Here is a 25,503-nt window from a genome sequence, read left to right on the forward strand (position 1 = left end):
ATCGTCCAGATAATAGAAGGGACGTACCGGCTGGGGAGCCGGTCTCGCCTATCGTCGCGAGCCCGCGCCCGCCCACCGGCCCGCCTGCCGACCTGGGAGTCCACCGTATGTCCGTGACCCGTATCCTCGCCCCCCTGCGTGCCCATGGCGGCGCACGCCGCACGACCGGCCTGCCCGACGATGTCGTCGAGACCTACGCCGCGCGCCACCCCGCACTCGTCGAGGCGCTGCAGGCCGCCGCGGACGAGTACGCCCGGATCGGCGGCGAGTTCGCCGACCTGCTCGACCTCGACGAGGACGCCCAAGCCCGCACGGTGCAGGCTGGCTACGTCAACTTCTACCCCGGCGACGCAGTGAACCCCTACGTCGCGCTGGCCGCACGCGGCCCGTGGATCGTCACCCTCAAGGGGGCGGTGCTGCATGACTCGGGCGGCTACGGCATGCTCGGCTTCGGCCACACCCCCGCGACGGTGCTCGAGGCGATGGCGCGGCCGGTGCCGATGGCCAACATCATGACCCCGCACCTGTCGCAATTGCGGCTCGACCGCGCGCTGCGCCGCGAGATCGGCCACACCCGCGACGGCGGCTGCCCGTACAGCCACTTCCTGTGCCTGAATTCCGGCTCAGAATCGGTGGGCCTGGCCGCACGCATCGCCGACATCAACACCCGCGTCCAGACCGATCCGGGCGGCCGCCATGCGGGGCGCACGATCAAGCGCATCGTGGTCAAGGGCAGCTTCCATGGCCGCACCGAGCGCCCGGCGCTGTACTCCGACTCCTCGCGCGCGACCTACAAGAAGTACCTGGCCAGCTTCCGCGACGAGAACTCGCTGATCACCATCCCGCCCTATGACGCCGACGCGCTGCGGCAGGCGTTCGCCGATGCGGACGCGAACGGGTGGTTCGTCGAGGCCGTGTTCCTGGAGCCGGTGATGGGCGAAGGCGATCCCGGCCGTGCGCTGCCGCCCGCGTTCTACGCCGCCGCGCGCGAGCTCACCCGCGCCCACGGCAGCCTGCTGCTGGTCGACTCGATCCAGGCCGGCCTGCGCGCGCACGGCGTGCTGTCGGTCGTCGACTATCCCGGGTTCGAAGGCCTCGACGCGCCGGACATGGAGACCTATTCCAAGGCACTCAACGCCGGCCAGTACCCGCTGTCGGTGCTCGCGGTCTCGCAAGACGCCGCGCAGTTGTACCGCAGCGGCGTCTACGGCAACACGATGACCGCCAATCCCCGCGCGCTCGACGTGGCCTGCGCGGTGCTCGAGCAGCTCACGCCCGAGATCCGCGCCAACATCCGTCAGGCCGGGCGCCGTGCCATCGAGCGGCTGGAAGCGCTGCGCGCCGAAGCGGGCGGCGCGATCACCCAGGTCCAGGGCACCGGCCTGTTGTTCTCTTGCGAGCTCGATCCCCGGTACAAGTGCTACGGCGCCGGCTCGACCGAGGAATGGCTGCGCGAGCGCGGCATCGGCGTGATCCACGGCGGCGCGAACTCGCTGCGTTTCACCCCGCACTTCGCGATCGGCGACGACGAACTTGCGCTGCTGGTGGACATGGTCGGCAAGGCGCTGCGCGAAGGCCCCCGCCAGACGGACGCCGCCGCGGCCTGATAAGGTCGGCGCCCCGCGCGGCCGGCACCGGTCTGCGTCCGCCCGGGCGCAGACGCGGCCACCGAGCCGTCCGATGCGCCCGGAGGACGTGCGCCGTCGCTATCGATCCGCGCGCTTTGCTTCCGACAGCGTGGTGACCATGATTCGACGTTCCGTCCTGCTCGCGCTGCCGTGCGCGGCGCTTCTTCTCTCGGCCTGCGGCCACGACAGCGCCGCGCCGGCTGTGGAACCGCCGGCCGATGCCGTCCTGCTCGGCCGTCTGTTCGACGCGCGTGCCGGCACGGTGCTCGAACAGGGCGTCGTGGTGATCGCCGGTGCGCGCGTTCGCTGTGCCGGCGCGCGCCACACCTGCGCCTGGGACGACACGGCCGCGCAACACGATTACGGCGACGCCCTGCTGTTGCCCGGACTGATCGACCTGCACGTGCATGCACGGCCGCATTTCATCGGCGCCTTCGTGCCGTCGGGCGTCACCACGATCCGCGATGCCGGCAACACCCTCGACATGCTCGCCGACCTGCGCGCGACGCCGGGTGCGCCGCGCCTGTTCGCGACCGGCCCGCTGCTCGACGGCGCGGTCAGTGTCCTGACCCCCGATGGCCCTGCGCCGTTCGATGCGGCGGCCCTGGGCACCCAGCCCGCGATCACACTGACCTCGCCTGACGACGCCGCCACAGTCGTCGACGCCCTGGCCGCGGCCGGCGTGGACTGGATCAAGCTCTACGAGCAACTGCCTCCCGCAGTCTTCGACGCCGCGACACAGGCCGCCGCGCGTCACGGCCTGCCGGTCATGGCCGATCTCGGCACGGTTCTGACGCGCGGGCTGTCGGGCGCCCATGTCGATGCGCTGCAGGCCGCCACCGCCGGCGTCGGCACGCTGGAACATCTCGGCGGCGCCGCGCTGGCGTACCAGCGACTGGGCGGCGATCCGGCCGCCGACACGCTGGATCCGGTCCTGCTCGACCGGATCGTCGCCGAGCTCGCGCAGTCCGTCGTCGCCCTGGTGCCGACGACGGCCAACGGCATCCAGTTCGCGACGCCCGACAGCCTGACGCGCGACGACCTGCCCGGTGCAGACCGCCTGGCCGTCGACGTCGCCGAGCACTGGTCGGCGCTGTCGGGCATCCTCGCCGAGCCTCGAGTGCAGGCCCGTGCACGTGCCGACCAGGCCCTGATGGCCGCCCTGTTGCCGCGCCTGCTGGCGGCCGGGGTCCGCGTCGGGGCAGGCTCCGACCTGCCCGCTGCGCCCTACATGCTGCCCGGTCCGGCGCTGCACCAGGAACTCGAGGCCCTGGTACGCATGGGCCTGACCCCGGTGCAGGCACTGCAGGCGGCGACCCATGTGGCCGCCGACATCCTGGGCCGTTCCGATCTCGGCCGGCTCGAAGCCGGTGCGCGCGCCGACGTGCTCGTCGTCAGCGGCGACCCACTGGCCGACATCCGCGCCACCCGCACCATCCAGGCGGTCTGGGCCGACGGCGCGCAGGTCGACCTGCCCCAGGCATGGGCATCGGTCGAGGCTGCGTTGCGCCTCGCGCGCGAGGCCCACGCCGCAGACGCCGAGGGCTGAGCCGGTAGACCACGCTGGCCGACAAGGCGTCCCGATTCGCAGCGGGGCCATCAACGGCCCCGCCTGTTCTCTGCCGCGCCGCGCGGCCCCGGCCCTCGACTGGTCGCCTCAGCGCCCCGCAGCCTCGATCGCGTCACCGATCAGCGCGCGCGCGGCGGCGGCGTCGCCCCAGCCGTGCAGGGTCACAGCGCTGCTGCCCTCGGGCAGGTCCTTGTAGACGCGGAAGAACGCCTCGATGCGCGCGCGTTCGGCGGCCGGCAGATCGGCGAGATCGCGCACCCCGGCATAGGTCGGGTCGACGTCGTCGACCGGCACGCCGACGATCTTCTCGTCGGCCTGTCCGCCGTCGCGCATGCGCAGCACGCCCAGCGGCCGGAACCGGAGCAGCGCGCCGGGATGCACCGGCGCACGCGTGAGCACCAGCGCATCGAGCGGATCGCCATCGCCGGCACGTGTGCCTGGCATCGCGCCATAGTTCGCCGGATACACGACAGGCATCGACACGAAACGATCGACGTGCAGCAGGCCGTCCTCGGCGCCGATCTCGTACTTGACCATGCCGCCGGCGGGGATTTCCACCACCAGCAGTGCGTCATGCGTCGACGGGTCGGGCTGGCGCGCGTGGAAGGGATGAGCCGCGGGGCCGGCCGCCCAGGTCGCTGCCCCCGCCAGGCTCAGCCCTGCCCCCAGCATCAGCGTGACCACCGCCATGCCGAAGCGCGTGCCGTGCATCGCGCTCATTCCCAGCACCGGTCGGCGCGACCCTTCAGCGAGCCCTCGCGCGTGCAGCGCCGCATGTCGATCCTGCCACCCTCCCGTTCGACCAGCCGCTTGCGGCCATCGTCGTCGTGCAGTTCGAACGCGTCGTACAGCCGACCGGTCGCCGTGCGCGCCTCGTAGCGCAGCACCGGGCCATCGACGCGCAGCACCTGGAACAGTTGGGTGTCCTCGGCGATCGGTGCCATCGTCGCCAGCGCCTGCGGCCCCAGGCGGTACTGCTTGGCGCCGGCCACGCTGACCAGGAGTTGTGGCGTATCGCCGTTCGCATCCAGCGCGCGGCGGCCGTAGCCGTGGTCGTGCCCCTGCAGCACCAGGTCCACGCGGTGCCTGCGCAGCACCGGGGCGAGGTGTGCGCGCAGCGACGCGTAGTCGCGGTCCGCGCGCAGTGCGTACAGCGGCTGGTGGATCTGCACCACGCTCCAGCGGTGCGGGTTGTCGGCCAGCACGCGGTCCAGCCACTGCGCCTGCGCCGGACCGGTCCCCAGATCCAGGATCGAGGTGCCGTCGAGCACGACGAAGCGCACGCCCTGGTAGTCGAACCAGTACGTCGTCGCTTCCACGCCGGGCGCGCCGTTGCGCGGCAATGCGAACGTCACCGGCCAGTGTGGCGACAGCACCCGGCGTTCCTGCGGTGTGTCCTCGTGCTCGTCGTGGAACTCGTGGTTGCCTGCCGCCGGCGCGGTTGCGATGTCTTCGGGCAGGCCGCTGGCGGCCTCGAACCACTCGGCCCACTCGTCGTCGTCGGCGCCCTGCCCGGCCCCACCGCCCGACACCAGATCGCCGGCGAACAGCGCCAGCTTCGCGTCCGGCGCCCAGCGCCGCGACTCGCGGATCACCCGGGTCACCAGCGCAGTGTTCTGGTTCTGGGTGTCACCGAAGTACAGCACCGTCAGCGGCGCGGCCTCTGCGGCCGCGGTGCGAAAGTGGAACCAGGGACTCCATGTGCCGTGGCCCTGCACGCGCCAGGCATACAGCGTATCGGGCGTCAGGCCGTCGACATCGGCGCGGTGCTGGTGCGCGACGCCGTTGCGCGTGTCCAGCGACTGGGTGGCGGCGACGATCGTGCGTGCGCGCCCACCCGCGATGTCCGGCGTGTCGTCGGCCGGCGCGATCTGCAATTGCGGCGCACGCACGCGCGCGTCGGTCCGCCAGGCCACCGCGAAGCCGGTCGCTGCGTCCTGCGCCGGCGAGGCGACGATGCGGTCCGGATACGCGCTCGCGGCATGCCCGCGATCGCCCTCGGGCACGCGGGTGTTGGGCTCAGGCTGTCGCGGCGCCTCGGCGTGAACCGCAGGCGCAAGCAAAGCCAGCGTGAGCAGCGCTGTACGCCAACACAGAGACATGACGAGGCTTGCTCCCATGATCAGGACCGCCCGCACGCGGGCAGCGACAGCGCCTGCGCGATCGCGCGCCAGTCGAACGCGACCAACCCCTGGTCATCGTGAACCGCATAGAGCGCGCCGCCGGGGAAGTTCGCCGACGGTGCGTCGTGCAGCCAGATGCCATCGGTGTTGGCGACCGTCTTTCCGACCACGGCGCCGACGTGCGCAAGCGAGCGCCGGTCGAACAAGTGGAACGCGGTCCGGCCCTTGCCCTGCTCGGTCGTGATCCACCAGCCGCCGCCATCGGCGCAGGTCTTGAGCATGATGCCCTCGGCCTGCGCCTGGAACACATCGCGGCCGACCGTGCGCCCGGCGTAGCGGCCGGCCAGGTCGTAGACCTTCAGTTCGTTGGCATAGGTCTCGTCCTCCTCGGCGATCAGCAGGCGATCGTTCGCCGGGTCGCCCCAGATCGACTCGACCACCCGCAGTGCGCCGTCGGCCGTGGTGTCGCCGAAGGCGCCCAGCGCCTCCACCGCGAACGTCCCGCGATCGGGGCGCAGCGCATAGCGGTGCACGCGCCGGTCGAGCTTGTCGAGCGGCGGCAGCACATCGTGGCCCTGCGCATCTTCGCCATCGTCATAGGCGTCGGTGACATAGACCGTATACCCCTCGCCGGCGCGGTCGATCCACAGCCCGTACGGCTTGACCAGGTCCTGCGCGGCGAACGCGAGCACTGGCGCGAAGTCCGGCAGCCGCAACACCTGCACGCGGTGGTTGTCGCGCTCGACGACGAACACGAGGTCGTCGATCGCCGCGATGCCGTTGGGACGCCGGAACTGACCGGCCCCACTGCCCGAAGCGCCGAACGTGCGCAGCGTCTCGCCGCTCGCCCCGTCGTAGACGACCAGACGGTCGGTGGACTTCGCCGTCGCGATCACCAGCACCCGGCCATCGGGCGCGGCCCATGCCGCCGGCGAGTCGATGTTGTCCTCGGGGGTCAGCGCACTGACGAACGCTTCCTCGACGATCGGCAGGTCGCGTCCGGGCGTTGCCGGCGTCGCAGGGGCCTCGGCGCTCGGCTGGCCGGCGATGTCGGGCGCGGACGCAGAACAGCCTGCGATGCACAGCGCAAGCGATGCGATCGCCCACGTTCGGAAAGGGACGAAGGGAAGCCTTGTCATGGATCACCAGGAAGTCGTGTCATCGGGGACGCGCAACGGTCACGCGACGGTCATGCCGTATTGCGGCGACCGCGGATTGTGTGGACGGACGATGACACCGGCATGTCACTGCGATGGCGCACATGCAGCATCGCCATCATGAATCGGCAACACAACCGACCCAGACTTTTCGAAACGTTCCCGAGGCGCTCGTGAACACCGGCCTGCACCACGCCAAAGGGGGGCGCAGGCCGACGCGCCCTTGCCACTTCCCGGAGTTTCGATGACATCGACCCAGACCGCGATCGCCGTGGCGATCGCCGCCGCGCTGTTCGCAGCCACCCCGTCCGCCGCCCATGCACAGACCGCCGCCGACGGCGTCGCCGCGATGGCCGGCACGCTCGTCGGTCAGGTCCGCGAGGCCTCGCGCGGCATCGCGCTGGAAGGCGCACTCGTCACCGTCGGCGGCCGTCAGGCCAGCACCGATGGCGAAGGCCTGTTCCGTGTCGTCGGCCTGCCCGCGGGCCGCCACACGTTGCGTGTGGATTATCTGGGCTACGGCGCCTACCAGACCGAGGTCACGGTCGGCGACAGCCGCGGCGCGCGTATCGAGATCGCGCTGACCAGCGCTGCCGGCGCGACCGACTTGGGCGTCGTCGAGGTCCGCGCCAGCCGCGATGCCCAGGCGCGCGCGCTCAACCAGCAGCGCACGTCCACTCACTACGTCAATGTCGTCTCGGCCGACCTGCTGGGCCAGTTCCCCGACAACAACATCGCCGAGTCCACCCAGCGCATTTCCGGCGTGTCGATCGAGCGCGACCAGGGCGAAGGCCGTTACGTCAGCGTGCGCGGCGCGCCAAAGGAATTCACCACCGTCTCGATCGACGGCGTGCAGTTGGCCAACCCCGATGCCGGCAGCCGCGGCGTGGAATTGGACACCATCCCGTCCGACGTGATTTCCGCGCTCGAGGTCACCAAGGCACTGACACCGGACATGGACGGCGACGCCATCGCCGGCAACATCAACATCCGCACCCAGAGCGCGCTCGACCGCGACGGACTGACCCTGCGCGCTTCAGTCGCCGGCGGCGCGTACCAACTGGGCGATGGCGATAACGCGCGCTACAACGCGACGATCGGCAACCGCTTCGGCGCCGACCGCAACATCGGCGTGCTGATCTCCGGCTCGCTCAGCAAGCAGGGCCGCTTCACCGACAACGTCGAGAGCCTGTACGAGCGCGTCGACGCGGGCTTCGCACCCACCGAGATCCAGATCAAGGACTACGAAGGCACGCGTATCCGCAAGGGCCTGACCGGACGCTTCGACATCCGCATCGATCCCGACAACCTGGTCTACCTGGTGGCCTCCGATGCGAACTTCGTCGATCGCGAGTTCCGCGACAACCTGACGATCGCGCTCGACCGGCACACCGCGGGCTCGGACGAAACCGCCGGCACCGCGCGCGCGACCTTCGACAAGGAACTGCGCGAACGCACCTACGACAAGACGATCCGGACCTACAACCTGGGCGGTGAGCATTATCTGGGCGAGACCTGGAAGCTCGACTGGCAAGCCTCGCGCAGCGAAGCCACCAAGGTCACCGATCCGCGTCAGCAGTACATCTTTCGCGCCACCGTGCGGCCGCAGCTCGATTACGACTACGCCAATCCCGACTTCCCGGTCTGGACGATCCGCGGCCGCGACGACGCGCCTGCCACCGGCGTGAACCTGCCCGAGGACTGGTATGCGTTTCGCCGCTTCAATGACCGCTTCGAGTCCAGCGAAGAGGCCGAGACCGGCCTGCGGCTGGACCTGGCGCGGCCCCAGTCGTTCGTCGGCGAAACCGGCGACCTGCGCATCGGCGTGCGCGCCCGACTGCGCGACAAGCAGTTCGACGACGAGCGCTACCGCAATGGCAAGCGCGACGACTTCGACGCGCTGGGGATCGCCTACTCGGACATGCTCTGCGACAGCCTGTCCAACAACTTCGGTTACTTCCTGACCGGCCGGCGCTTCTGCCGCGACATCTTCGATCGCTACGCCGGGCCACTGAAGGACAGCGATGCCTACAAGCGCCTGATTCCCGATTCGCTGACCGGCGACTACCGCGCCGAAGAAAACGTGTACGCAGGCTACGCGCGCCTGGACGCCACCTGGAACGCGCTGACGATGGTCGCCGGCGTGCGCTACGAGCGCACCGAGACCACAGGCATGGCGACCGCATTCGACGAGGACACCGGGGTGGCCACGCCGGTCTCGGCCGGCCGCCGCTACGGCAACCTCCTGCCCAGCGTGCACCTGCGCTACGAGCTCGGCCCAGACCACATCGTGCGCGCCTCGTACTCGACCGCGCTCAACCGCCCGGACTTCATGCACACCGCGCCCTACCGCATCCTCGGCGAGGCCGACGACCGCAACGTCATCGCCATCGAAGAAGGCAACCCACTGGTGCGCGAGGCCTATGCGCACAACCTCGACCTGTCATTCGAGCACTATCTGCGTCCCCTGGGCCTGGTCTCGACTGCGCTGTTCTACAAGCGCATCGAAGACCCGCTGTTCCTCGCCTCACACGACGAGGCCACCAGCGGCGGCCAGACGCTGCGCATCACCCGCGCCGAGAACGGCAAGCGCGGCCGGATCTACGGCGCGGAACTGACTTGGCAGCAGACCTTCGACCAGTTGCCCGGCGCGCTCGCGGGTCTGGGCGTCTACACCAACTACACCTACGCCAAGTCCGAGGCGCAGTTGCCGTTCGACCTGGGGGAAACCGAACTGCCGGGCACCTCGCGCGACAACTACAACATCGCATTGACCTACGCGCGCGCGGGTCTGGATGCACGCCTGGCGTACAACAAGCGCTCACGCTTCATCCAGGCGTTCGACATCAGCAATCCCGAACTGAACATCTACTGGGACGACCGCGCGAGCCTGGATTTCTCGGCGAGCCTGGCGCTCGGCGCGGGCTGGCGCGTGTTCGGCGAGATCAACAACCTGCGCGACACGCGTCAGGTCCGCTTCCAGGGCCAGCGCAACCGGGTGCTGGAGATGGAGGGGTTCGGCCGGTCGTGGCTGGCGGGCGTGCGCTACCAGTTCTGATCGTCCGGCGCGGCCGCGGCGTCGCCCTGGGACCGGACCCGCGCCGGCTCTCGGGGCGGACCCGGCGCCGCGCGTGCCCTATCCTGTCGGCATCGCCCGCTCGTTCCCGATGCCCATGAAGATCGTCGAAGTCCGCCACCCGCTGGTCCAGCACAAACTCGGACTGATGCGCCGCGCCGACAACAGCACCAAGACCTTCCGCGAACTGTCCGCCGAAGTGGCCACGTTGCTGACCTACGAGGCCACCTCGGACCTGGAAACCGAGGACGCCACCGCCGACGGCTGGGCCGGCGCAGTGCAGGTCCGGCGCATCAAGGGCCGCAAGATCACCCTGGTGCCGATCCTGCGCGCAGGCATCGGCATGCTGCCCGGCGTGCTCGAACTCATCCCGGCGGCCAAGGTCAGCGTCGTCGGCATCAAGCGCGACGAGGCCTCGCTGCAGGCGGTGCCCTACTACGAGAACCTCGTCGGCGACATGGCCGACCGCACCGCGTTGATCCTCGACCCGATGCTCGCCACCGGCGGCACGCTGATCGCCACTGTGGCGATGCTCAAGGCGGCTGGCGCCAGCCGCATCAAGGGCCTGTTCCTGGTCGCCGCGCCCGAGGGGCTGCGCGCACTCGAGGCCGCCCATCCCGATGTCGAGGTCTACACCGCCTCGATCGACCAGCGCCTGGACGAACGCGGCTACATCCTGCCCGGGCTTGGCGATGCCGGCGACAAGATCTTCGGCACCCGCATCGACTGAACGGCGCGCCGCGCGTCGGCGCCCTCAGCCCTCCTCCGGCCAGTGCCGGAGGATGTCTGGCGACACAGCGACGCGCCGGCACGCACGCGGGGCGATGCCGTCGGGCAGCGCCATGCGCAACAGCGGCGCCAGGCCGCGCAGCACGCATGCACAGACGCGGTTGTGGAGCCGCTGCAGCGGTGTGATCTCCAGCAACGCCTCGGCCCAGCGCGGCAGCAGCGCGGCACCGGCGCCGATGAACACCCCGCGCAACAGCGCTCCGCCCGGCACTGGCAGGCGGATCCCGCGCAGCACCGCCAGCACCTCGCGCGAACGCGCGTCCAATCGCAGTGCCGGGCGCACTTGGGCGAAGTACTCGACCATCGCCGCGCCGCTGGTCGGCACCTTGCGTGCACCCAGCGCCTCGGCCACGCGGCGCGACTCGTCGTAGTAGCGGTCGTCGATCCCGTCGGGCGTGGGCAGTCCGGCGTAGGCGCGAAACCCCTGCAGGAACGCATAGGCTTCGGTCGCATGCACCCAGGTCAGCAGCGCGGGATCATCGGCCGCGTACGGCGCACCATCGGCGGTGGTGCCGCGCACCTGGTGGTGAATCGCCGACACCCGCGCAATCAGCCGATGCGCCTGCGCGGTGCCGGCATACGTGGTGCCCGCGACGAAGGCGGTGGTGCGGCGCAACCGCCCGATGAGATCGGTGCGGAACTCGGAGTGGTCCCACACACCGGCCAGCGCGCGCGGATGCAGCGTCTGCAGCAGCAGCGCGCACAGACCGCCGGCGAGCATGCCCGGAAAATCGGCATGGATTCGCCAGGTGACCGTGTCTGGACCGAACAGGCCCGGGTCGCCTGCCGGCGTGTCGTAGTCGATCCCGCTCTGCCCGCGCGGGAACACGCCCAGCACCCAACGACGGAGTGCGGCGGTCAGCGGTGCGGCAAAGCCAGGGCGGGATGCGTCCATGCCCGACAGGCTATCGAGCCAGCGTCGACGACAGCGTCGATGCCGATCATGCCGCATGCGACAATTCACATACGTCGCCGACGCGTCCACGCCCGTCCGCGCCGCTCCGTCAGCCAGGGGCCCCGGCCCTCAGCCAGCCATGCCGCCTCCCCTTGCCGACAGGACCGCTTCGCCATGCCCGCTCTTCCGTTTCCCGCCCCGGCCGCGTCGTTGCGCGCGCGCCGTGCCCCGCTCGCGCTCGCACTGCTGGCCTGCATCGCCGTGGTGCCCGCACTCGCCCAGGACGCTACGCCCGACACGCCGACGCGCACGCTCGACACCGTGCTGGTGACCGCCGACGGCTCGCAGGTCGAGCTGCCGCCCGCTTACGCCGGCGGCCAGGTCGCCACCGGCGGGCGGGTCGGCCTGTTCGGCAACCTGGACCTGATGGATACGCCGTTCAACAGCCTCAACTTCACCGCCGAGCTGATGCGCGACCAGCAGGCGCGCAGCGTCGCCGACGTCGTGCAGAACGACCCCGCGGTGCGGGTCGCGCGCGGCTTCGGCAATTTCCAGGAGTTGTACATCGTGCGCGGCCTACCCGTGTACTCCGACGACATGAGCTACAACGGCCTGTACGGGCTGCTGCCGCGACAGTACGTCGCCGCCGAGTTCCTGGAGCGGGTAGAGGTGTTTCGCGGCGCCAACAGCTTCATCAACGGCGCGGCGCCTGGCGGCAGCGGTATCGGCGGCGCGTTCAACCTGGTGCCCAAGCGCGCCGGCGACGACGATCTGACCCGGCTGACCCTCGGCTACGAGAGCAACGGCCAGGGCTATGCCGCGGCCGACGTGTCGCGTCGCTTCGGCGCCGACCGCGCCTGGGGCGTGCGCGCCAACGCCGTGCGCCGCGACGGCGACACCGTGCTCGACGAAGCCCGCGAGCTCAGCGTGCTGGCGCTTGGCGTCGACTACCGCGGCGAACGCGCGCGCTTCTCGGCCGACCTGGGCTGGCAGGACCACCGCATCGACGCCCCACGGCCCAGCGTCACGCCCACCGGCTTGATCCCGAAGGCGCCCGCAGCCGACGTGAACTTCGCCCAGCCGTGGACCTTCACCGACGAGGAGGACCTGTTTGGCGTGGTCCGCGGCGAGGTCGACTTCAGCAAAACCACGACGGCCTGGGCCGCGGTCGGCATCCGCGACAGCCGCGAGCACAACGTGCTGGCCAACCCGCGGGTAGACACCGCAGGCGCCCTGACCGCATCGCGCTTCGACAATGTCCGCGAGGACCTGCTGCGCACCGGCGAGGTCGGCCTGCGCACCGAGTTCCGGACCGGCGCGGTCGGCCACCGCGTCAGCATCACCGGCGCGTTCTTCGATCTCGACTCGCAGAATGCGTTCGCGACCGGCACACGCCGCCCGGTGGGCTCGCTGTATGCGCCCGTCGCGACGCCGCTGCCGCCGACGCGCCCCGCAGTCGGCGACATGGCCGATCCGCTGACCACCAGCCGCACCCAGACCGCGAGTTATGCGATCGCCGACACGCTGCGCCTGGCCGACGAGCGCGTGCTGCTGACGCTGGGCGCGCGCCGGCAGACGCTGCGCCAGTCGAGCTACGACCACACCACCGGCGCCCCCCTCGACCGGTACGACGACAGCGCGGTCACGCCGGTGGCAGCGGTCGTGTTCAAGCTCGGCCGCCAGGTCTCGCTGTACGCCAACTATGCCGAAGCGCTGCTGCCCGGCCAGACCGTCGCGCAGACCAGCGCCGACGGTACCCCGATCGTCAACGCCGGCGAGATCCTCGACCCGTTCCGTTCCAAGCAGTACGAGGTCGGCGCCAAGTACGACGCCGGCGGCTGGGGTGCGAGCGCCGCGGTGTTCCGCATCGCCAAGCCGAATGCAATCGAGCAGGACTACCGGGTCCGAGCCGACGGCGAACAACGCAACCAGGGTCTGGAGCTGAGTGTCTACGGCCAGCCGGCCGACGGCCTGCGCGTGCTCGGCGGGCTGACCTGGCTCGACGCCACACTGCGCCGCACCCAAGGCGGCATCAACGAGGGCAACGACGTGATCGGCGTGCCCGACGTGCAGGCCAACGCCGGCATCGATTGGGATGTTCCCGGCGTGGATGGGCTCACGCTCGATGCGCGTGCCGTGCACACCGGCCGCCAGGCGGCGCGCGCAGACAACGCGCTGGAACTGCCGTCCTGGACGCGGTTCGACCTGGGCACGCGCTACGCGTTCGAGGCCGGTGGCCGCGACTGGACGCTGCGCGCGCGCGTGGACAACGTCTTCGACCGCGCCTATTGGGCTTCGACCGGCGGCACCTCGGGTGCGAACTACCTGGTGCTGGCGGCGCCGCGCACGGTCACGTTGTCGGTCTCGCTCGCGCTGTAATGCCGAACGACGAAGGGACGCCGCGGCGTCCCTTCGGATGTCCTGCGAACGGCGGCGGCGTCCTGCGACCGGGACGCCGCCGACGACGCGGGATCACTCGAGCGGAATGCGGACCACGCTTTCCAGTGCGCTGGCGGTGTAATCCTTGTTGAAGGGCGCCTTGACCGTCACGTACAGCGCCTTGCCGTCGGGCGCGACCTCCAGGCTGTTGGGATTGGGCGGCAGCGTCCAGGTCCGACGCACGGCATAGCTGTCGGCGTCGAGCTCGCTGACCGTGCCCTGGTCGCGATGGGTCACATAGAGCGCCCTGCGCGCAGGATGGAGCTTGATGCCCATCGAATCGCCGACCGGCAGACTGCGCTCGACCCGGCCGGTGCGCGTGTCGAACACCAGCACCGTGGCGCCCTTCGAGTGGTCGGTGACGAACAGGCGGTGGGTGGCCGGGTCGTGGGCAAGGTTGAGCAGCAGGTACTCTTTCCCGTCGCCGGGCGTCCAGCGGTGCTGGATGGTGTGGGTCGCCGTGTCGATCACCAGCACCTCGCCGTCCCCGTTGGCGGAGTACAGCCGGCCGGCCGCCGGATCGAGCAGCAGCCCGGTGACCCACTTGCCGGCATCGCCGATCGTGGCGCGCAGCGTCAACGTGGCCGCGTCCACCACCCAGATCAGCCCCGGCGCGCCGACGCCGCCGACATACAGCGTGCCGCTGGCCTCGTCGAGGATCACCTGCCGCGGCCCGTAGTACGTGCCATCGGACGCCTTGTCCTCGAAGCGCAGCCGGCCCTTGACCTCGCCGCTGGCCGCATCGATCGCAGTGAGACCGCGCTCGACACTGTTGGTCACGTACAGCGTCTCGCCCTTGGCATCGGTCGCGATGGCGAAGTTGCGCAGGTCCGTATGGGTCTTGCCGCGCGTCTCCAGCGTGACCGGATCGAGCCGGTAGATCACCCCGCCCTTGGTGTCGGGCGCGGCTTCCGCGGACGCCACGAACAGGGCGTTCGCGGCTTGGCTATAACGCGCTTCGTAGACACCGCGCGCGAGATCGCGACGCAGCGCGCCATCGGGCAGCGCCGTCGCGGTCGCGGCAGGCGTTGCGACTGCCGGCGCCTGCTGGGCATGCGCAAGCGACGACAGGCCGAGCGCGAGCACAGTCGCGGCGGTCAGCAGGGAACGGGGACGGGAGGACGGCATCATGGGCATGGACTCGGCTGGGCAGGAGGACGGCGCCCGCTCGGGGCCTCCGGCCGGCATCGAGTCGCCGGAAGCATGCCCCGGCGATCGGCCGGGACCGTATGCATCGTTGACCGGCTTCGGATCACGACGCCCCTTGTCGGGAACGATTCTCATTCTCTCAATGAACCCCGACCTTGTCCATCCCGGTGGCGATCACCGCAGCCGCAGCGGCCCGACCGCATCGAGGACGCGGGCATCGTGGCGGCCGTCGCCACCCCCGAAAGCCGACGCACTCGCCTCCGGCCGTAGCGGACGGAAGCCGTCGTCGTAGTCCCAGGTCACCGCGTGCACGCGTGCGCCGGTGAGCGTGACCGGATCGCCGAGCGACGAGGCCGGCAGCGTGAACCGGATCGTCGCCGCCTTCGGGTCGACCTCGATACGTGCCGGCTGCGCCTGGGGCGTGCCTTCGGCGTCGGCGTCAGCGCCCTGCGCCGAGAACAGCGCGTTCGACCAGCCGTGCGCGCGGATGCGGTAATGCCAGCGCATCCCGTCGGGCAGGCGCGCATTCTGCTGGGGCATCAACTCGCTGCCGCGTGCGCGATCGGGCAGTTCGATGAACACCACCGGCGCGACATGGTCGAAGCCGTTGGGCGGATTCCAGCCCTGGGTGACGCTGGCCATGCGCAGGGTCACGCGCAACGCACCGCCACTGGTCTCCACGTCCATCGCGCGCAGGTCGCCCTGCCGCTGCGTCCGCCACTGGCCGCCGAGGGGATAGACCACGCGCCCGTCCAGGCCGTGATCGTCGCCGGCCGGATCGTCCGTGCGCGCAGCCGCCCGCCATCGGCGCTCGACCCGGAACGGCTGCGCTGTCGAGACAGTCCGGTCGGTCTCGCGCCACAGCACCAGGCGATGCGTGCGTGCCGGATCGATCCAGCTGTCGGTGCGCAGCGTCGTCGTCCAGCGACCATCGGCACCGGCCACGACCCGCGGGGCACGCTGCAGATCGCCGTCGACCACGACCTGCAACACGTCACCGGGCGCGGCGCGTCCGCGCAGCACCACGTCGTCGCGCCACGGGGTCGGCGGCAAGGTTTCGATCTTCGGCGCCGTACCCTGCGGTGCCTCCGGCGGCGCCTCGCTGCCGCGCTGCCGCCAGACCAGGCCCGCACGCGGCGGCAGCACCAGCGTCAGCCGGCCATCGGCGGCGACGGTCATCGGCGCAGGATCGCCATCGAGCCCGAACACGCCCTCCAGCCGCGTCCCGGCCGGCAGCCCGGTCTCCAGCGCATCGACCAACACCGGCGCATCGGCCGTGTTGAACGCGACCAGCGCGAGCGCGTCGTCGTGGCGGGTGACCCACACCAACGCGCCCGGCCCGCCGCCGCTGTCGCGCAACACCTCGGGCACGCCGCGCGAGAACAGCCGATCGTCGAGCCGCAATGCCGACATCGCGGCGATCTCGCGATACAGCGGTGCGGCGGTGTCGAACGCATCGCCCTGCGCGCCGACGCCGCCGGCGAACATCGCCGTGCGGCGCCCCGTGAACCCCTGCTCGGTGCCAGCGTACAGCGTGGGAATGCCCGGCAGGGTCATCATCGCCAGCAACGCCTGGCGCAGCGCACGCGTGTCGGCGCCGGCCAGGAACCGGTCGACGTCATGGTTGTCGACGAAGCTCGGCATCCAGTGCAGGCGCGGATGCAGCGCGACCATGCTGGCGATGCGGTGGCCGAGCACCGCGGTCGGCTCGCCGCGCGCGAACACGTCGCCGAGGCTGCCGTAGAGCGGGAAGTTGATCATGCCGGGCAAGCGCTCGCCGCCGGACTCGGTGCGCATATAGGCCTCGAGCCGGCGCGCCTGGCTGTCCTCGAACGGCTTGTCGATCGCAAAGCCCTCGCCGAAGACGTGGAAATCCTCGCGGCCGGTCGCGCGCGCCATCGCAAAGATCCCCGGCGCATCGCGATCGTCGGCATGCAGGAAATCGTCGAAAAAATCCGCCGGCACATGCAACGCGGTGTCGACACGAAACGCGTCGACGCCGACATCGCGGATCCAATCGCCGTAACTGCGCCGCAGCGCGCGGCGGACCTCGGGGTGCTCGGTGTTGAGGTCGTCGAGGCCGGCGAGCTGATAGGTCAACTCCTGCGTGCGGTCGGTGAAATCGACGATATCGGGCGTCCAGTGGTAGATCGCATCGCGGCGCTGCGCCGGATCGCGCGCGTCGTTGCGGTCGAACGGCGGCTGCACTGGCGCCTGGCGCCCGCGCGCATCAGTGAAGCGCACGAATCCCGCCGCCGGATCGTCCGCGCGCCAGCCACCCGAATAACCGAAGTAGTTCGCGGTGTGGTTCACCACGATGTCCTGGATCAGGTACATGCCGCGGCCGTGCAGACCGCGCGACAGGGCGCGGTAGTCCTCGCGCGTGCCGAAGTGCGGATCGATGGCGGAGAAGTCGTCCGCCCAGTAGCCGTGATAGCCACCGTAGCGTGTCGCCTCGTTCCACCACTGGTGCGCCACCGGCGGGGTGATCCACACCGCCGTCGCGCCCAATCCCTGCACGTAGTCGAGCCGACGGGTCACACCGGCCAGGTCGCCGCCGCTGTAGCGCGCCGGGTCCTTGGGATCGTATTCGCCGGTGCCCTGGTCGTTGTTGGACGGATCGCCGTCGTCGAAGCGGTCGATCATCAGGAAGTAGACGATCTGGTCGCGCCAATCGGGCGACGGCACGTGCAGATCGCCCGCGCTCGCCGCACCGGCAATCAAGGACAGACACGCGAGCGCGATGCCCCGCACGCACGCGCGTGTGCGCCGTTGCATGTCACCGTTTTCCATCGCCACCTCCCAGTGCCATCGATGCCACATCGTCGACGAGCGCCACCGCGATGCGCCATGAATACGTATGCAGTGCGCCGCCGCGTCCGAACCCCGGCACTACCATGGCCGCCAATCGCGGAGCGTGGCCGATCGATCCTGTTCCAAAGCGGACGGCACGCCCCGAACACCTGCCTGCTGGACACCCTTGGGAGGGGAGATGTCGAAGCTCGATCGCAACCTGCTCAGCGTTGCGCTGTCGTCCGCACTGCTGATGCTCGCAACCGGCGCACACGCGCAGACCACCCCATCCACCGACGCGACCGACGACGCCTCGACGCAAGCCGGCGACGCCGTGCAGCTCGACAGCGTGCGCGTCACCGGCATCCGCCGCGGCATCGAACGGTCGATGGACACCAAGCAGGCCGAGGACACCATCGTCGAGGCGATCTCGGCCGAGGACATCGGCAAGCTGCCCGACACCAGCATCGCCGACTCGCTGGCGCGCCTGCCCGGCATCTCGGCGCAGCGCTTCGGCGGCCGCCCGCAGGAACTCAACATCCGCGGCTTCGCCGGTGACTTCTCCACCGCACTGCTCAACGGCCGCGAGCAGGTGAGCTTCGGCAACAACCGCGGAGTGGAGTTCGACCAGTACCCGTCCGAACTGATCAGCCAGGTCGTGGTGCACAAGACCACCAACGCGCAGCTGGTCGGTCAGGGCCTGTCGGGCACGGTCAACATGAAGACCGTCCGCCCGTTGTCGTTCGGCGAGCGCGCGATCGCGGTGAACGTGCGCGGCGATATGAACAAGCTCGGCGACGACAAGGAATACGGCAGCCGCGCCAGCATCTCGTACATCGATCAGTTCGCCGACAACACCGTCGGCATCGCCCTTGGCTATGCTCGCCTCGACAGCCCGAACCTTGGCCACCAGTTCGAGTCGTGGAACTTCAACAAGGAGTACGCAGGCTACGAGGGCAACGCCGTGCTCGGCGGCACCGCGGCCTACGCGATCGAAGGCAGCAACCGCCGCGACGGCTACATGGCGGTGCTCGAGTTCCAGCCCAACGAACGCCTGCACTCGACCATCGACCTGTTCTACTCGCAGTTCGATCGGCAAGAGAACAAGTACGGCCTGCAGACCGGCCTGGCCTATGGTCGGGCGACTCTCGACGAGGCCACGTTGAGCCCCGACGGCACCACGATCGATTCGACCTGGTCGCAGATCGCGCCGATCGTACTGCGCAACGACAGCAACACGATGGACGACCGCCTGCTGTCGTTCGGCTGGAACACCGAACTGGAGGTCAACGCGAACTGGACGCTGACCACCGACGTCAGCCATTCGCGCGCGCGCCGCGCCGAGCAGCTGTTCGAGATCTACGCCACGCCGCCGGCCGGCGTCACCAGCTCGGGCCGCTACGTGTTCAATCCCGAAGGCTGGTACGACATCGACCTGGACTACGACCTGGGCGCGCCGGGCGGTTTCGTCCTGCGCGACCCCGACCGCTGGGGCGGCGAGCGCGACCAGGCCGGCTACCTGAAGAACTTCGAGGTCCGCGACCAGATCAGTGCGTTCCGGATCGACCTCGAGCGTCGCTTCGACAGCGGATTCCTGTCTGCCCTGCGCTTGGGCGGCAACATCACCGACCGTCGCAAGAGCCGCGCATCGACCGAATACACGCTGTGCGTCACCGACGCCTGTACCGGCGATCTCAGCGTCGCGATTCCCGGCCAGTACGTGCGCAACAGCGCATTCGGCTTCGCCGGCATTCCCTCGCTCCTCGACCTGGACGAGCGCGCGATGCTCGCCGCCGGCATCTACCGCCCATGGCGCAAGGACGATGCAGCGATCAACGACAAGAACTGGGACATCCACGAAGAGATCGGCACGCTCTACGTCCAGGCCGACATCGACACCGACCTCGGCCCGGTGCCGCTCAAGGGCAACGTCGGCGTGCAGGTGGTCAACGCCAGCCAGCGCTCGACCGGCGTGGCGACGTTCGAAGGCATCGCACTGGAAGCGCCGAGCGAGCGCGGCGCCGACCATGTGCACTACCTGCCGAGCATGAACCTGTCGTTCGGCCTGCCGGCCGAGCAGTTCGTGCGCGTGGGCGCCTCACGCCAGATGGCGCGCCCGCGCATGGACGAACTGACCGCCGGCGGCAGCTACAGCATCGACCGCAGCCGCGACCGCTGGACCGGCAGCGGCGGCAACCCCGAGCTCGATCCTTGGCTGGCCAATGCCTACGACCTCTCGTACGAGAAGTACTTCGGCAACGAGTCGATCGGACGCGGCTACGTCAGTGCGGCGTACTTCTACAAGGACCTCAAGACCTACATCTATCGGCAGACCACCGCGTTCGACTTCAGCCAGTTGCCGCTGCCTGCCGAACTGCCCGGCAACCTGCCGCCGTCTTGGATCGGCGAGTACAGCCAGCCGGTCAATGGCGAGGGCGGCACGATCAAGGGCTGGGAGTTCGCCGTGTCGCTCCCGCTGGGGCTGCTGTGGGCGCCGCTGGAAGGCTTCGGCTTCATGGGCAACTACTCCGATACCCAGAGCGACATCGCGCCCAATGGCCCCGACAGCTCCGAGCCCCTGCCCGGCCTGTCGAAGTACGTCTCCAACGTCGCGCTGTACTACGAGCGCTACGGCTTCTCGGCCCGCGTGTCGCAGCGCAGCCGCTCCGACTTCCTGGGCGAAGTCCAGGGCGCCGGCGGCGATCGCACCAAGGTGATGTTCACCGGCGAGACCGTGACCGATCTGCAATTGGGCTACGCCTTCGAAAGCGGACGCCTGGCGGGCCTGTCGCTGCTGCTGCAAGTCAACAACCTGGAGAACGAGCCCTTCCGCTCGACCTTCGACAGCCTGCAGGAGCGCCCCAACCAGTTCTACGACTACGGCCGCACGTACCTGATGGGCGTCAACTACCGCTTCTGACCCGGACCGGCCGCGCGGCGCCTCCCCGCGCGACCGGAGGGCGGGGACGTCGGGCACAGGCGATCCCCCCCGGGACATGCTTGTGCGCCTCCGATGACTGGGCTAGAATGCGCGACCTCGCCCGAGCGGCGGGACAGCAACACCGGGCGGTTAGCTCAGCGGTAGAGCACTACCTTGACATGGTAGGGGTCACAGGTTCGAACCCTGTACCGCCCACCACGTAAACGCCTAAATTTGAAGGCTTTTCGTGATCAACAATTAGCGCGGCGTAGAAGCACTGACCCCGCACTGACCCCAAAGATGCCGGCCCGTGAGCCGGCATTTTTGTGTCCGGCGCCCAGGCCGCAAGCTCACCATGCCTTCTTCCCGCGTCGCCGCTTCCTCAGATCCGGCTTGATCTCGACCGGTGGCAGTGACGCGCGATATGCCGCCTGGACTTCGTTGGCGTGGTGCTTGTTGTCGACCTCGCGCATAGCTTGCGCACCCCATTTCCTCAGCCACGCGTCGACGAAGAGCTTGGCGCCCTCGACCGTACCCAACCGGTGCGTGCGGGTGAATCCCTCGCTGTAGCAGCGCGTATTGACCTCGATCCCGCCGTCTCGCAGGTAGATGCGAGCAATCGGCATCTCACGGTAGCGCAGGTCGTGGTAATCGTCGAAGACGTGCCATTCGGGAGGCGGGTGTTCCATGCCGCCGATGCTACGCGGGCCAGTCTCATGGGCCGAGACTGTGCAGCGGCCCGAGCATCCCTGCGCGGGCCCGCCCGCTGGATGGCCGATGGCACGGGCGTTGCTGCGAGGCCAGTGTCGCGCCGACGGCGCGGCCGGTCTGTCGGGCGCCGACGCGTGCGCGGGTAGGAAATTCCCTACCCGGTCAGCTGACTCCCGGCCCGCCGATGCACCAAAGATTGGTGCTGACCTTGCGTAGCTCGGCGAGCGCCCCGGGGGAGAGCGTGCGCGCTCCAGTCGTCGATCGAGAACCGGCGAGGTACAGCGTCACCCCCGCCGCTGGCTGGATAGTCACCGATCCTGCGGGGTCGGTGACAGCGATGCCGATGCGTGCGCCTATCGGCATCGGGACCGACGCGTCGGGAGGAATCGTGTAGTCGCCCCCCCCTGGCGTGTCCTTCTGGACGCACATGCCGCGATCAGCGAGGCCGAACGTGTAACTGGTGTTCTGGATATTGGGAGGATTATCGATCAGACCTGCCTGCCTCAATCCGGCCCCTGTCTGGATCAGTAGTGGTCCATTTATTGTGGCAGCGGGAGCATTGAGAATTGGGGAAAGCACCCGAAATTCAGAGTTAGACGCCCTAAAAAACGTCGTTGCGTCATCCGTGAGCGCTGGCGACGAGCCGACCGCGAATGCAGGTATGAAGTTGTTGGCGGTTAGCCCGAAATAGATCGTTGCAACATTCCCATTAGTGAACTCCATGCTGTACTCAACGGCACTGTTTCCGAAGTTCCCAGCCCGTCCGACGCGCTTTAGGGCCAGCAGCGTGGCGCCCGGAGTAGTCAGAACCACAGGAGTGTTACCCGCTGCGGTGCCCTGAAATGTTTTTGTGCCAGAGATAGACTCATTCCCCACAAGACCTACAGCTTGTATTGAGGAGCGAGCTGTCCCCGGCGACGTTGCCGCCATGACGGATTTCCCGGTGGCCCCGAGTTGAAACATCGCCACTTCGTCACTGCCTGCGGCAACTATAATCTGATCAGCAGCAGTGGAGAGTGCCGCGATTGCCGACAACAGTGCGTCCGATGGCTGTGCTCCAATATCACTAGGCTGGCTGGGGATCGTCGGGCGGTTCGATAGGTCGTTGTAAGAGCCGGAGGTCGCCACCGTCGCGAGCTGCCCCGGCTGCACCGCTGTGTCAGCCTTCTCGCCCTGTGCCGCCGTGGCGAAGTCCTCAGAGTTCCGAGACGCCATGGTGCCGAGAGTGGGCCGGTTGTTGAGGTCGAGGTAATTGCCGCTGGTGGCGACTGCGGAGAGCTGGCCGGGCTGCACGGCGCTGTCGGCCTTGGCACCTTGGGCAGCCGTGGCGAAGTCCGTCGCGTTGGCTGCGGCGGCGCTCCCTAGCGTCGGGCGACCGGCGAGGTCGCTGTACTGCCCCGACGTGGCGACCGTCGCGAGGTCGCCGGGCTGGACTGCGGTATCGGCGAGCGCGCCTTGCGCTGCGGTAGCGGCGCCAACGTCGGCCGCTTCGAGCACCACCGGCCCGGTCTGCCCGTTGACGCTCTGCACCGGGCTGGCGGGCGTGATGATCTGCTGCCAGTTCGCGAGCGTCGAGGCCGGTTCGGTGACGAGAATGAAGGTCCGGCCCAAGTCTGTGCGGACGGCCACGTCGCCGTCCTGTGCGTCCAGCGCGAGCATTTCCGCCTCGCTCGCGACGACGAACGTCTCCGTCGTCGCGATGGCCGGCAACCGGCCGCGCGGGAGCTTCCCGTCTGCATCTAGGTCCGCCAGCCCGTTTGGCTGGCCCTTCTGAGCCGCGATCCGTGAGTCTGCGCCCGAATTTGCCTGAGCCTGCGTGATCGCGCCCAGGTTCTGGCGTGCGCCGGCCGCGTCATTCGCCCCCGTTCCTCCGAATGCAATCGGCGTTGCATCCCCAGCTTCGAACTGCCCAAGCGCGTCTCCGCGCCGCTTCAGTGGAATTTGATCCGTCATGCAGTCACCGTCTGGATATCGGAGCGCGTGCCGTCGCTCATGAAGAAAGGCAGCGCATAGGTGGAGGTCAGCGCGATCGGCGCGTAGCTGCCGTCAGTCAGGAAGAACGGAAGCAGCAGAGACACCGCGACAGCCGTGGACGAGATCACCGGCCGGCGCGGGTCCGTCTTATCGATCTGGACGCCCTCGCCCTCCATCACGTCCTGAATCGGTGCCGCCGCTGCGGCACGCTCGTCGGTGAAGTAGAGGTTGTCTTCGCCCTCGGGCAGGTCGTCGGTCGTCGGCGCGCGCGTGCCGGTGACCCGGCCGAAGCCGTCGCGCTCGAGCGCCAGCAGCGCGCCGGTGCCGGCATCCTCGACCGCGGCAAGGCCGAGCGTCGGGTCGCCGTCCACCCCGTCGCCATCGGCGACCACCAACTGCCCGGGCCGCGCCTGGATAGCGCGCGTCGCGCTGGTACCGGCGCCGGTCACGACGTACAGGCCGGCTGCGGTCGTCTGCGCCAGCGCGACGACGTTCGGCGGGATCTCTTGGATCAGACGCCAGTACGTGACCGGGTAGTCGCCCTGCCCGGGCGGCGTTGCGGCGGCGCGCAGTTCGGCTTCGGTTACCACCGCGCCGCTCGGCCAGCGCAGGTCACGCCCGACCGTCGCGCCGGCGGTCGCGTCGGTGTCGACCGTCACGAAGCCCTGCGGCTTGCCGTAGAGCGGAACGCGCGACTTAGCCACCACCCGCCCCCAGGCCACCACCGGAAATCCCGGAAGTAGAAGCGGCCCACCCGGCGAAAGAAGCTGTCGGCACCTTCATTGCCGAAAGCAGCCATCGCCAGATGCTTACCTCCCTCGCTTTATTCGCAAGCCTCATCCTTGACTGCCTCCGAATCTGGCAGCTGCTCACGTCCATCACCGAGCCTCGGTCGCCGCGCGGCCCTGAACCGCCTCGCGGTCGGCAGCGACTACGGCTTGGCAGGCGCGGAGCTGGTCGTCGGCGTCGCGGGCGATTCGAACAGCAGCGCCCGCAATCTCTGCTCGTAGCTGGGCGGGCGCATCACGTTCGAAGGCGCCGGCGGCAGCTGAGGACAAACGATCGGTGTGGCAGGTCGCGAGGTCGTCGCGCAGCCGGAGAACACCAGCGCGCAGGTCAGCCACAACAGCGTCAGGGACGGCCTCGGCCGCCTTCCGATCTTCCTCATGTTTCGCTCCGATGTCGGCCAGGGCCTGGCCGGCTTGATGCTCGTCGCGGCGCGCGCCTTCGGACGCCGCCACCTGGTCGCCGGCCGCCTTGGTCGCCTGCCGCGCCTCCGCCAGGTCGGCGGATCGATCGCGCCACTCCCACCCGGCCCAGAACGCGCCAGCGGACCACACCAGCGCAGCAGCCAAGGCGATCAGCATGCGGTTCATGCCGGCGTCTCCGGCGGGATCACCGCGCCCAAGCCGCGCAGCGACGCTTCGAGCGTCAGCACGCGGAGCCGGAGGCGATGCGCTTCCTCCTGCGCGGCCATGCGCAGCTTCACCTCGTCTGCGAGCTGCTGGCCCATCTTGAGCTGTGACGCCTCCAGGGCCTCGATTCGGGAGGTCAGGCCGGAGAGCAGAGCGACATTGCCGTCGGTCTCCGCCTTGTCCTGCTTACGGTTGAGCACGGCGCCGATGAACTCGCGCGCGATCCAGAGCGCGGCCGCGCCGCCGGCAACCCACCAAGGCGCGATGTCCGATCCGTCGCTCATTGGGCCAGCGCCTCCCGTGCGGTGGCGTGGTACCCGGACCACTTCGCCCGCAGGCGGGATCGATAGGCCGGTGTGCCTCGCGCGTACGCGCCGGGGCGCCAGGTCCGCAGGTACAGCTGCCATGCGCCCTCGACATCGGTCACTGCCGGCAGAGCGCGCGGGTCACTCCACAGCAGCAGCCGGGCAAGTCCGGCGGCCAGCACGTCGTCGCGCTCGATGGCCCGCCAGATGGCGGCATTGGTCGGCTCGACGCCTCGATCTCGGTACAGGGCCGCCGCGTACTCGCGCGTCGCCGGGTGCGTCCGGACACCGGCCACCATGCCCCCGCCCTGCTCGCCCTGCCAGAGCGACGCCGCCGGCCCCGGGGACCCGCTGCCCAGGATCTGGCGCCGGTGGCGGAAGTCCGCCTCCTGGCCGGCGATCGCCAGCAGCATCACCCGCGCCTGCGGCGTGTCCATCGCGGCAGGCAGCAGCGCAAGCGCCGGGCCCACCGCGGTCCTGTTGATCTCTCGTGCGCGGTCGATGCTCATGCCGGCATGGTGAGCAGCCGGGACAAGGCTTCAACGGTGCATGATGCTAG

18 protein-coding genes and 1 tRNA gene are annotated in these 25,503 nt (G+C 69.6%); 7 read left to right on the plus strand and 12 right to left on the minus strand.

What is annotated here, in order from left to right; genetic code table 11:
• The first annotated feature begins 107 nt into the window (after window positions 1-107).
• Window positions 108-1,607, plus strand: coding sequence for an aminotransferase class III-fold pyridoxal phosphate-dependent enzyme (locus tag ABE488_RS00585; protein ID WP_346446628.1), 1,500 nt, complete (start codon window positions 108-110; stop codon window positions 1,605-1,607).
• A gap of 139 nt (window positions 1,608-1,746) precedes the next feature.
• Window positions 1,747-3,177, plus strand: coding sequence for an amidohydrolase family protein (locus ABE488_RS00590; protein WP_346446630.1), 1,431 nt, complete (start codon window positions 1,747-1,749; stop codon window positions 3,175-3,177).
• Between the two features lie 108 nt (window positions 3,178-3,285).
• On the opposite strand, the gene ABE488_RS00595 is transcribed toward ABE488_RS00590, so the two are convergent.
• Genes ABE488_RS00595 through ABE488_RS00605 form a run of 3 tightly spaced genes read right to left on the minus strand, consistent with a single transcriptional unit; the run spans window position 3,286 to window position 6,460 of the window.
• Complete coding sequence (locus ABE488_RS00595) at window positions 3,286-3,918, minus strand: inorganic diphosphatase (protein WP_346446632.1); 633 nt, start codon at window positions 3,916-3,918, stop codon at window positions 3,286-3,288.
• Entirely contained in the window at window positions 3,915-5,300 is a 1,386-nt protein-coding gene (locus tag ABE488_RS00600; RefSeq protein ID WP_346446633.1) for a metallophosphoesterase family protein, read from the minus strand. Before ABE488_RS00600 ends, ABE488_RS00595 begins: the two co-directional genes overlap by 4 nt.
• A gap of 20 nt (window positions 5,301-5,320) precedes the next feature.
• Entirely contained in the window at window positions 5,321-6,460 is a 1,140-nt protein-coding gene (locus ABE488_RS00605; RefSeq protein WP_346446635.1) for a phytase, read from the minus strand.
• 262 nt (window positions 6,461-6,722) lie between these two features.
• On the opposite strand from ABE488_RS00605, the gene ABE488_RS00610 reads away from it, so the two are divergent.
• The gene (locus ABE488_RS00610) at window positions 6,723-9,536 is read left to right on the plus strand and encodes a TonB-dependent receptor (protein WP_346446637.1); all 2,814 of its coding nucleotides are present in this window, start codon (window positions 6,723-6,725) and stop codon (window positions 9,534-9,536) included.
• A 115-nt stretch (window positions 9,537-9,651) separates the two neighbouring features.
• Window positions 9,652-10,284: a uracil phosphoribosyltransferase gene (gene upp, locus ABE488_RS00615; RefSeq protein WP_346446982.1), complete on the plus strand. Its 633-nt coding sequence runs from the start codon at window positions 9,652-9,654 to the stop codon at window positions 10,282-10,284.
• Window positions 10,285-10,308: 24 nt separating this feature from the next.
• Here upp and ABE488_RS00620 read toward each other — a convergent pair whose 3' ends face one another.
• Window positions 10,309-11,238 (minus strand): oxygenase MpaB family protein, encoded by a 930-nt coding sequence (locus tag ABE488_RS00620; RefSeq protein ID WP_346446638.1) that lies wholly within the window; start codon window positions 11,236-11,238, stop codon window positions 10,309-10,311.
• A gap of 174 nt (window positions 11,239-11,412) precedes the next feature.
• Between ABE488_RS00620 and ABE488_RS00625 the strand changes: the two genes are divergently transcribed.
• Window positions 11,413-13,617, plus strand: a complete 2,205-nt coding sequence (locus ABE488_RS00625; RefSeq protein ID WP_346446640.1) for a TonB-dependent siderophore receptor — start codon at window positions 11,413-11,415, stop codon at window positions 13,615-13,617.
• A 93-nt stretch (window positions 13,618-13,710) separates the two neighbouring features.
• Here the strand turns inward: ABE488_RS00625 and ABE488_RS00630 are convergent, their stop codons facing one another.
• Complete coding sequence (locus tag ABE488_RS00630; RefSeq protein ID WP_346446641.1) at window positions 13,711-14,808, minus strand: YncE family protein; 1,098 nt, start codon at window positions 14,806-14,808, stop codon at window positions 13,711-13,713.
• A 192-nt stretch (window positions 14,809-15,000) separates the two neighbouring features.
• Window positions 15,001-17,604, minus strand: coding sequence for an alpha-amylase family glycosyl hydrolase (locus ABE488_RS00635; RefSeq protein ID WP_346446642.1), 2,604 nt, complete (start codon window positions 17,602-17,604; stop codon window positions 15,001-15,003).
• A gap of 214 nt (window positions 17,605-17,818) precedes the next feature.
• On the opposite strand from ABE488_RS00635, the gene ABE488_RS00640 reads away from it, so the two are divergent.
• Complete coding sequence (locus tag ABE488_RS00640) at window positions 17,819-20,539, plus strand: TonB-dependent receptor (protein WP_346446644.1); 2,721 nt, start codon at window positions 17,819-17,821, stop codon at window positions 20,537-20,539.
• A gap of 144 nt (window positions 20,540-20,683) precedes the next feature.
• Window positions 20,684-20,758, plus strand: a tRNA-Val gene (locus ABE488_RS00645).
• A 131-nt stretch (window positions 20,759-20,889) separates the two neighbouring features.
• Here the strand turns inward: ABE488_RS00645 and ABE488_RS00650 are convergent.
• The 6 genes from ABE488_RS00650 to ABE488_RS00675 form a co-directional block, all read right to left on the minus strand.
• A complete protein-coding gene (locus tag ABE488_RS00650; protein WP_346446645.1) occupies window positions 20,890-21,228 on the minus strand; it encodes a hypothetical protein in 339 nt (112 codons plus the stop codon).
• 184 nt (window positions 21,229-21,412) lie between these two features.
• Window positions 21,413-23,203 (minus strand): hypothetical protein, encoded by a 1,791-nt coding sequence (locus tag ABE488_RS00655; RefSeq protein WP_346446646.1) that lies wholly within the window; start codon window positions 23,201-23,203, stop codon window positions 21,413-21,415.
• Window positions 23,200-23,949 (minus strand): hypothetical protein, encoded by a 750-nt coding sequence (locus ABE488_RS00660; protein ID WP_346446647.1) that lies wholly within the window; start codon window positions 23,947-23,949, stop codon window positions 23,200-23,202. The genes ABE488_RS00655 and ABE488_RS00660 overlap by 4 nt, the downstream gene beginning before the upstream one ends.
• Before the next feature lie 153 nt (window positions 23,950-24,102).
• Window positions 24,103-24,600, minus strand: a complete 498-nt coding sequence (locus ABE488_RS00665) for a lysis system i-spanin subunit Rz (RefSeq protein ID WP_346446648.1) — start codon at window positions 24,598-24,600, stop codon at window positions 24,103-24,105.
• A complete protein-coding gene (locus tag ABE488_RS00670; protein WP_346446649.1) occupies window positions 24,597-24,923 on the minus strand; it encodes a hypothetical protein in 327 nt (108 codons plus the stop codon). Before ABE488_RS00670 ends, ABE488_RS00665 begins: the two co-directional genes overlap by 4 nt.
• The gene (locus ABE488_RS00675) at window positions 24,920-25,453 is read right to left on the minus strand and encodes a hypothetical protein (RefSeq protein ID WP_346446650.1); all 534 of its coding nucleotides are present in this window, start codon (window positions 25,451-25,453) and stop codon (window positions 24,920-24,922) included. The genes ABE488_RS00670 and ABE488_RS00675 overlap by 4 nt, the downstream gene beginning before the upstream one ends.
• Between the last annotated feature and the right edge of the window lie 50 nt (window positions 25,454-25,503).

Origin of the sequence: Luteimonas sp. TWI662 (genome assembly GCF_039673825.1) — a bacterium.
GTDB lineage: Bacteria > Pseudomonadota > Gammaproteobacteria > Xanthomonadales > Xanthomonadaceae > Luteimonas.

What these genes read in the sequence shown, in the direction of transcription:
- ABE488_RS00590 (WP_346446630.1), top strand. Translation starts at nt 1,747, where the DNA reads ATGATTCGACGTTCCGTCCTGCTCGCGCTGCCGTGCGCGGCGCTTCTT.
- ABE488_RS00585 (WP_346446628.1), top strand. Translation starts at nt 108, where the DNA reads ATGTCCGTGACCCGTATCCTCGCCCCCCTGCGTGCCCATGGCGGCGCA.
- upp (WP_346446982.1), top strand. Translation starts at nt 9,652, where the DNA reads ATGAAGATCGTCGAAGTCCGCCACCCGCTGGTCCAGCACAAACTCGGA.
- ABE488_RS00605 (WP_346446635.1), bottom strand. Translation starts at nt 6,460, where the DNA reads ATGACAAGGCTTCCCTTCGTCCCTTTCCGAACGTGGGCGATCGCATCG.
- ABE488_RS00595 (WP_346446632.1), bottom strand. Translation starts at nt 3,918, where the DNA reads ATGAGCGCGATGCACGGCACGCGCTTCGGCATGGCGGTGGTCACGCTG.
- ABE488_RS00650 (WP_346446645.1), bottom strand. Translation starts at nt 21,228, where the DNA reads ATGGAACACCCGCCTCCCGAATGGCACGTCTTCGACGATTACCACGAC.
- ABE488_RS00635 (WP_346446642.1), bottom strand. Translation starts at nt 17,604, where the DNA reads ATGCAACGGCGCACACGCGCGTGCGTGCGGGGCATCGCGCTCGCGTGT.
- ABE488_RS00600 (WP_346446633.1), bottom strand. Translation starts at nt 5,300, where the DNA reads ATGTCTCTGTGTTGGCGTACAGCGCTGCTCACGCTGGCTTTGCTTGCG.
- ABE488_RS00670 (WP_346446649.1), bottom strand. Translation starts at nt 24,923, where the DNA reads ATGAGCGACGGATCGGACATCGCGCCTTGGTGGGTTGCCGGCGGCGCG.
- ABE488_RS00610 (WP_346446637.1), top strand. Translation starts at nt 6,723, where the DNA reads ATGACATCGACCCAGACCGCGATCGCCGTGGCGATCGCCGCCGCGCTG.
- ABE488_RS00620 (WP_346446638.1), bottom strand. Translation starts at nt 11,238, where the DNA reads ATGGACGCATCCCGCCCTGGCTTTGCCGCACCGCTGACCGCCGCACTC.
- ABE488_RS00675 (WP_346446650.1), bottom strand. Translation starts at nt 25,453, where the DNA reads ATGAGCATCGACCGCGCACGAGAGATCAACAGGACCGCGGTGGGCCCG.
- ABE488_RS00625 (WP_346446640.1), top strand. Translation starts at nt 11,413, where the DNA reads ATGCCCGCTCTTCCGTTTCCCGCCCCGGCCGCGTCGTTGCGCGCGCGC.
- ABE488_RS00655 (WP_346446646.1), bottom strand. Translation starts at nt 23,203, where the DNA reads ATGACGGATCAAATTCCACTGAAGCGGCGCGGAGACGCGCTTGGGCAG.
- ABE488_RS00630 (WP_346446641.1), bottom strand. Translation starts at nt 14,808, where the DNA reads ATGATGCCGTCCTCCCGTCCCCGTTCCCTGCTGACCGCCGCGACTGTG.
- ABE488_RS00665 (WP_346446648.1), bottom strand. Translation starts at nt 24,600, where the DNA reads ATGAACCGCATGCTGATCGCCTTGGCTGCTGCGCTGGTGTGGTCCGCT.
- ABE488_RS00640 (WP_346446644.1), top strand. Translation starts at nt 17,819, where the DNA reads ATGTCGAAGCTCGATCGCAACCTGCTCAGCGTTGCGCTGTCGTCCGCA.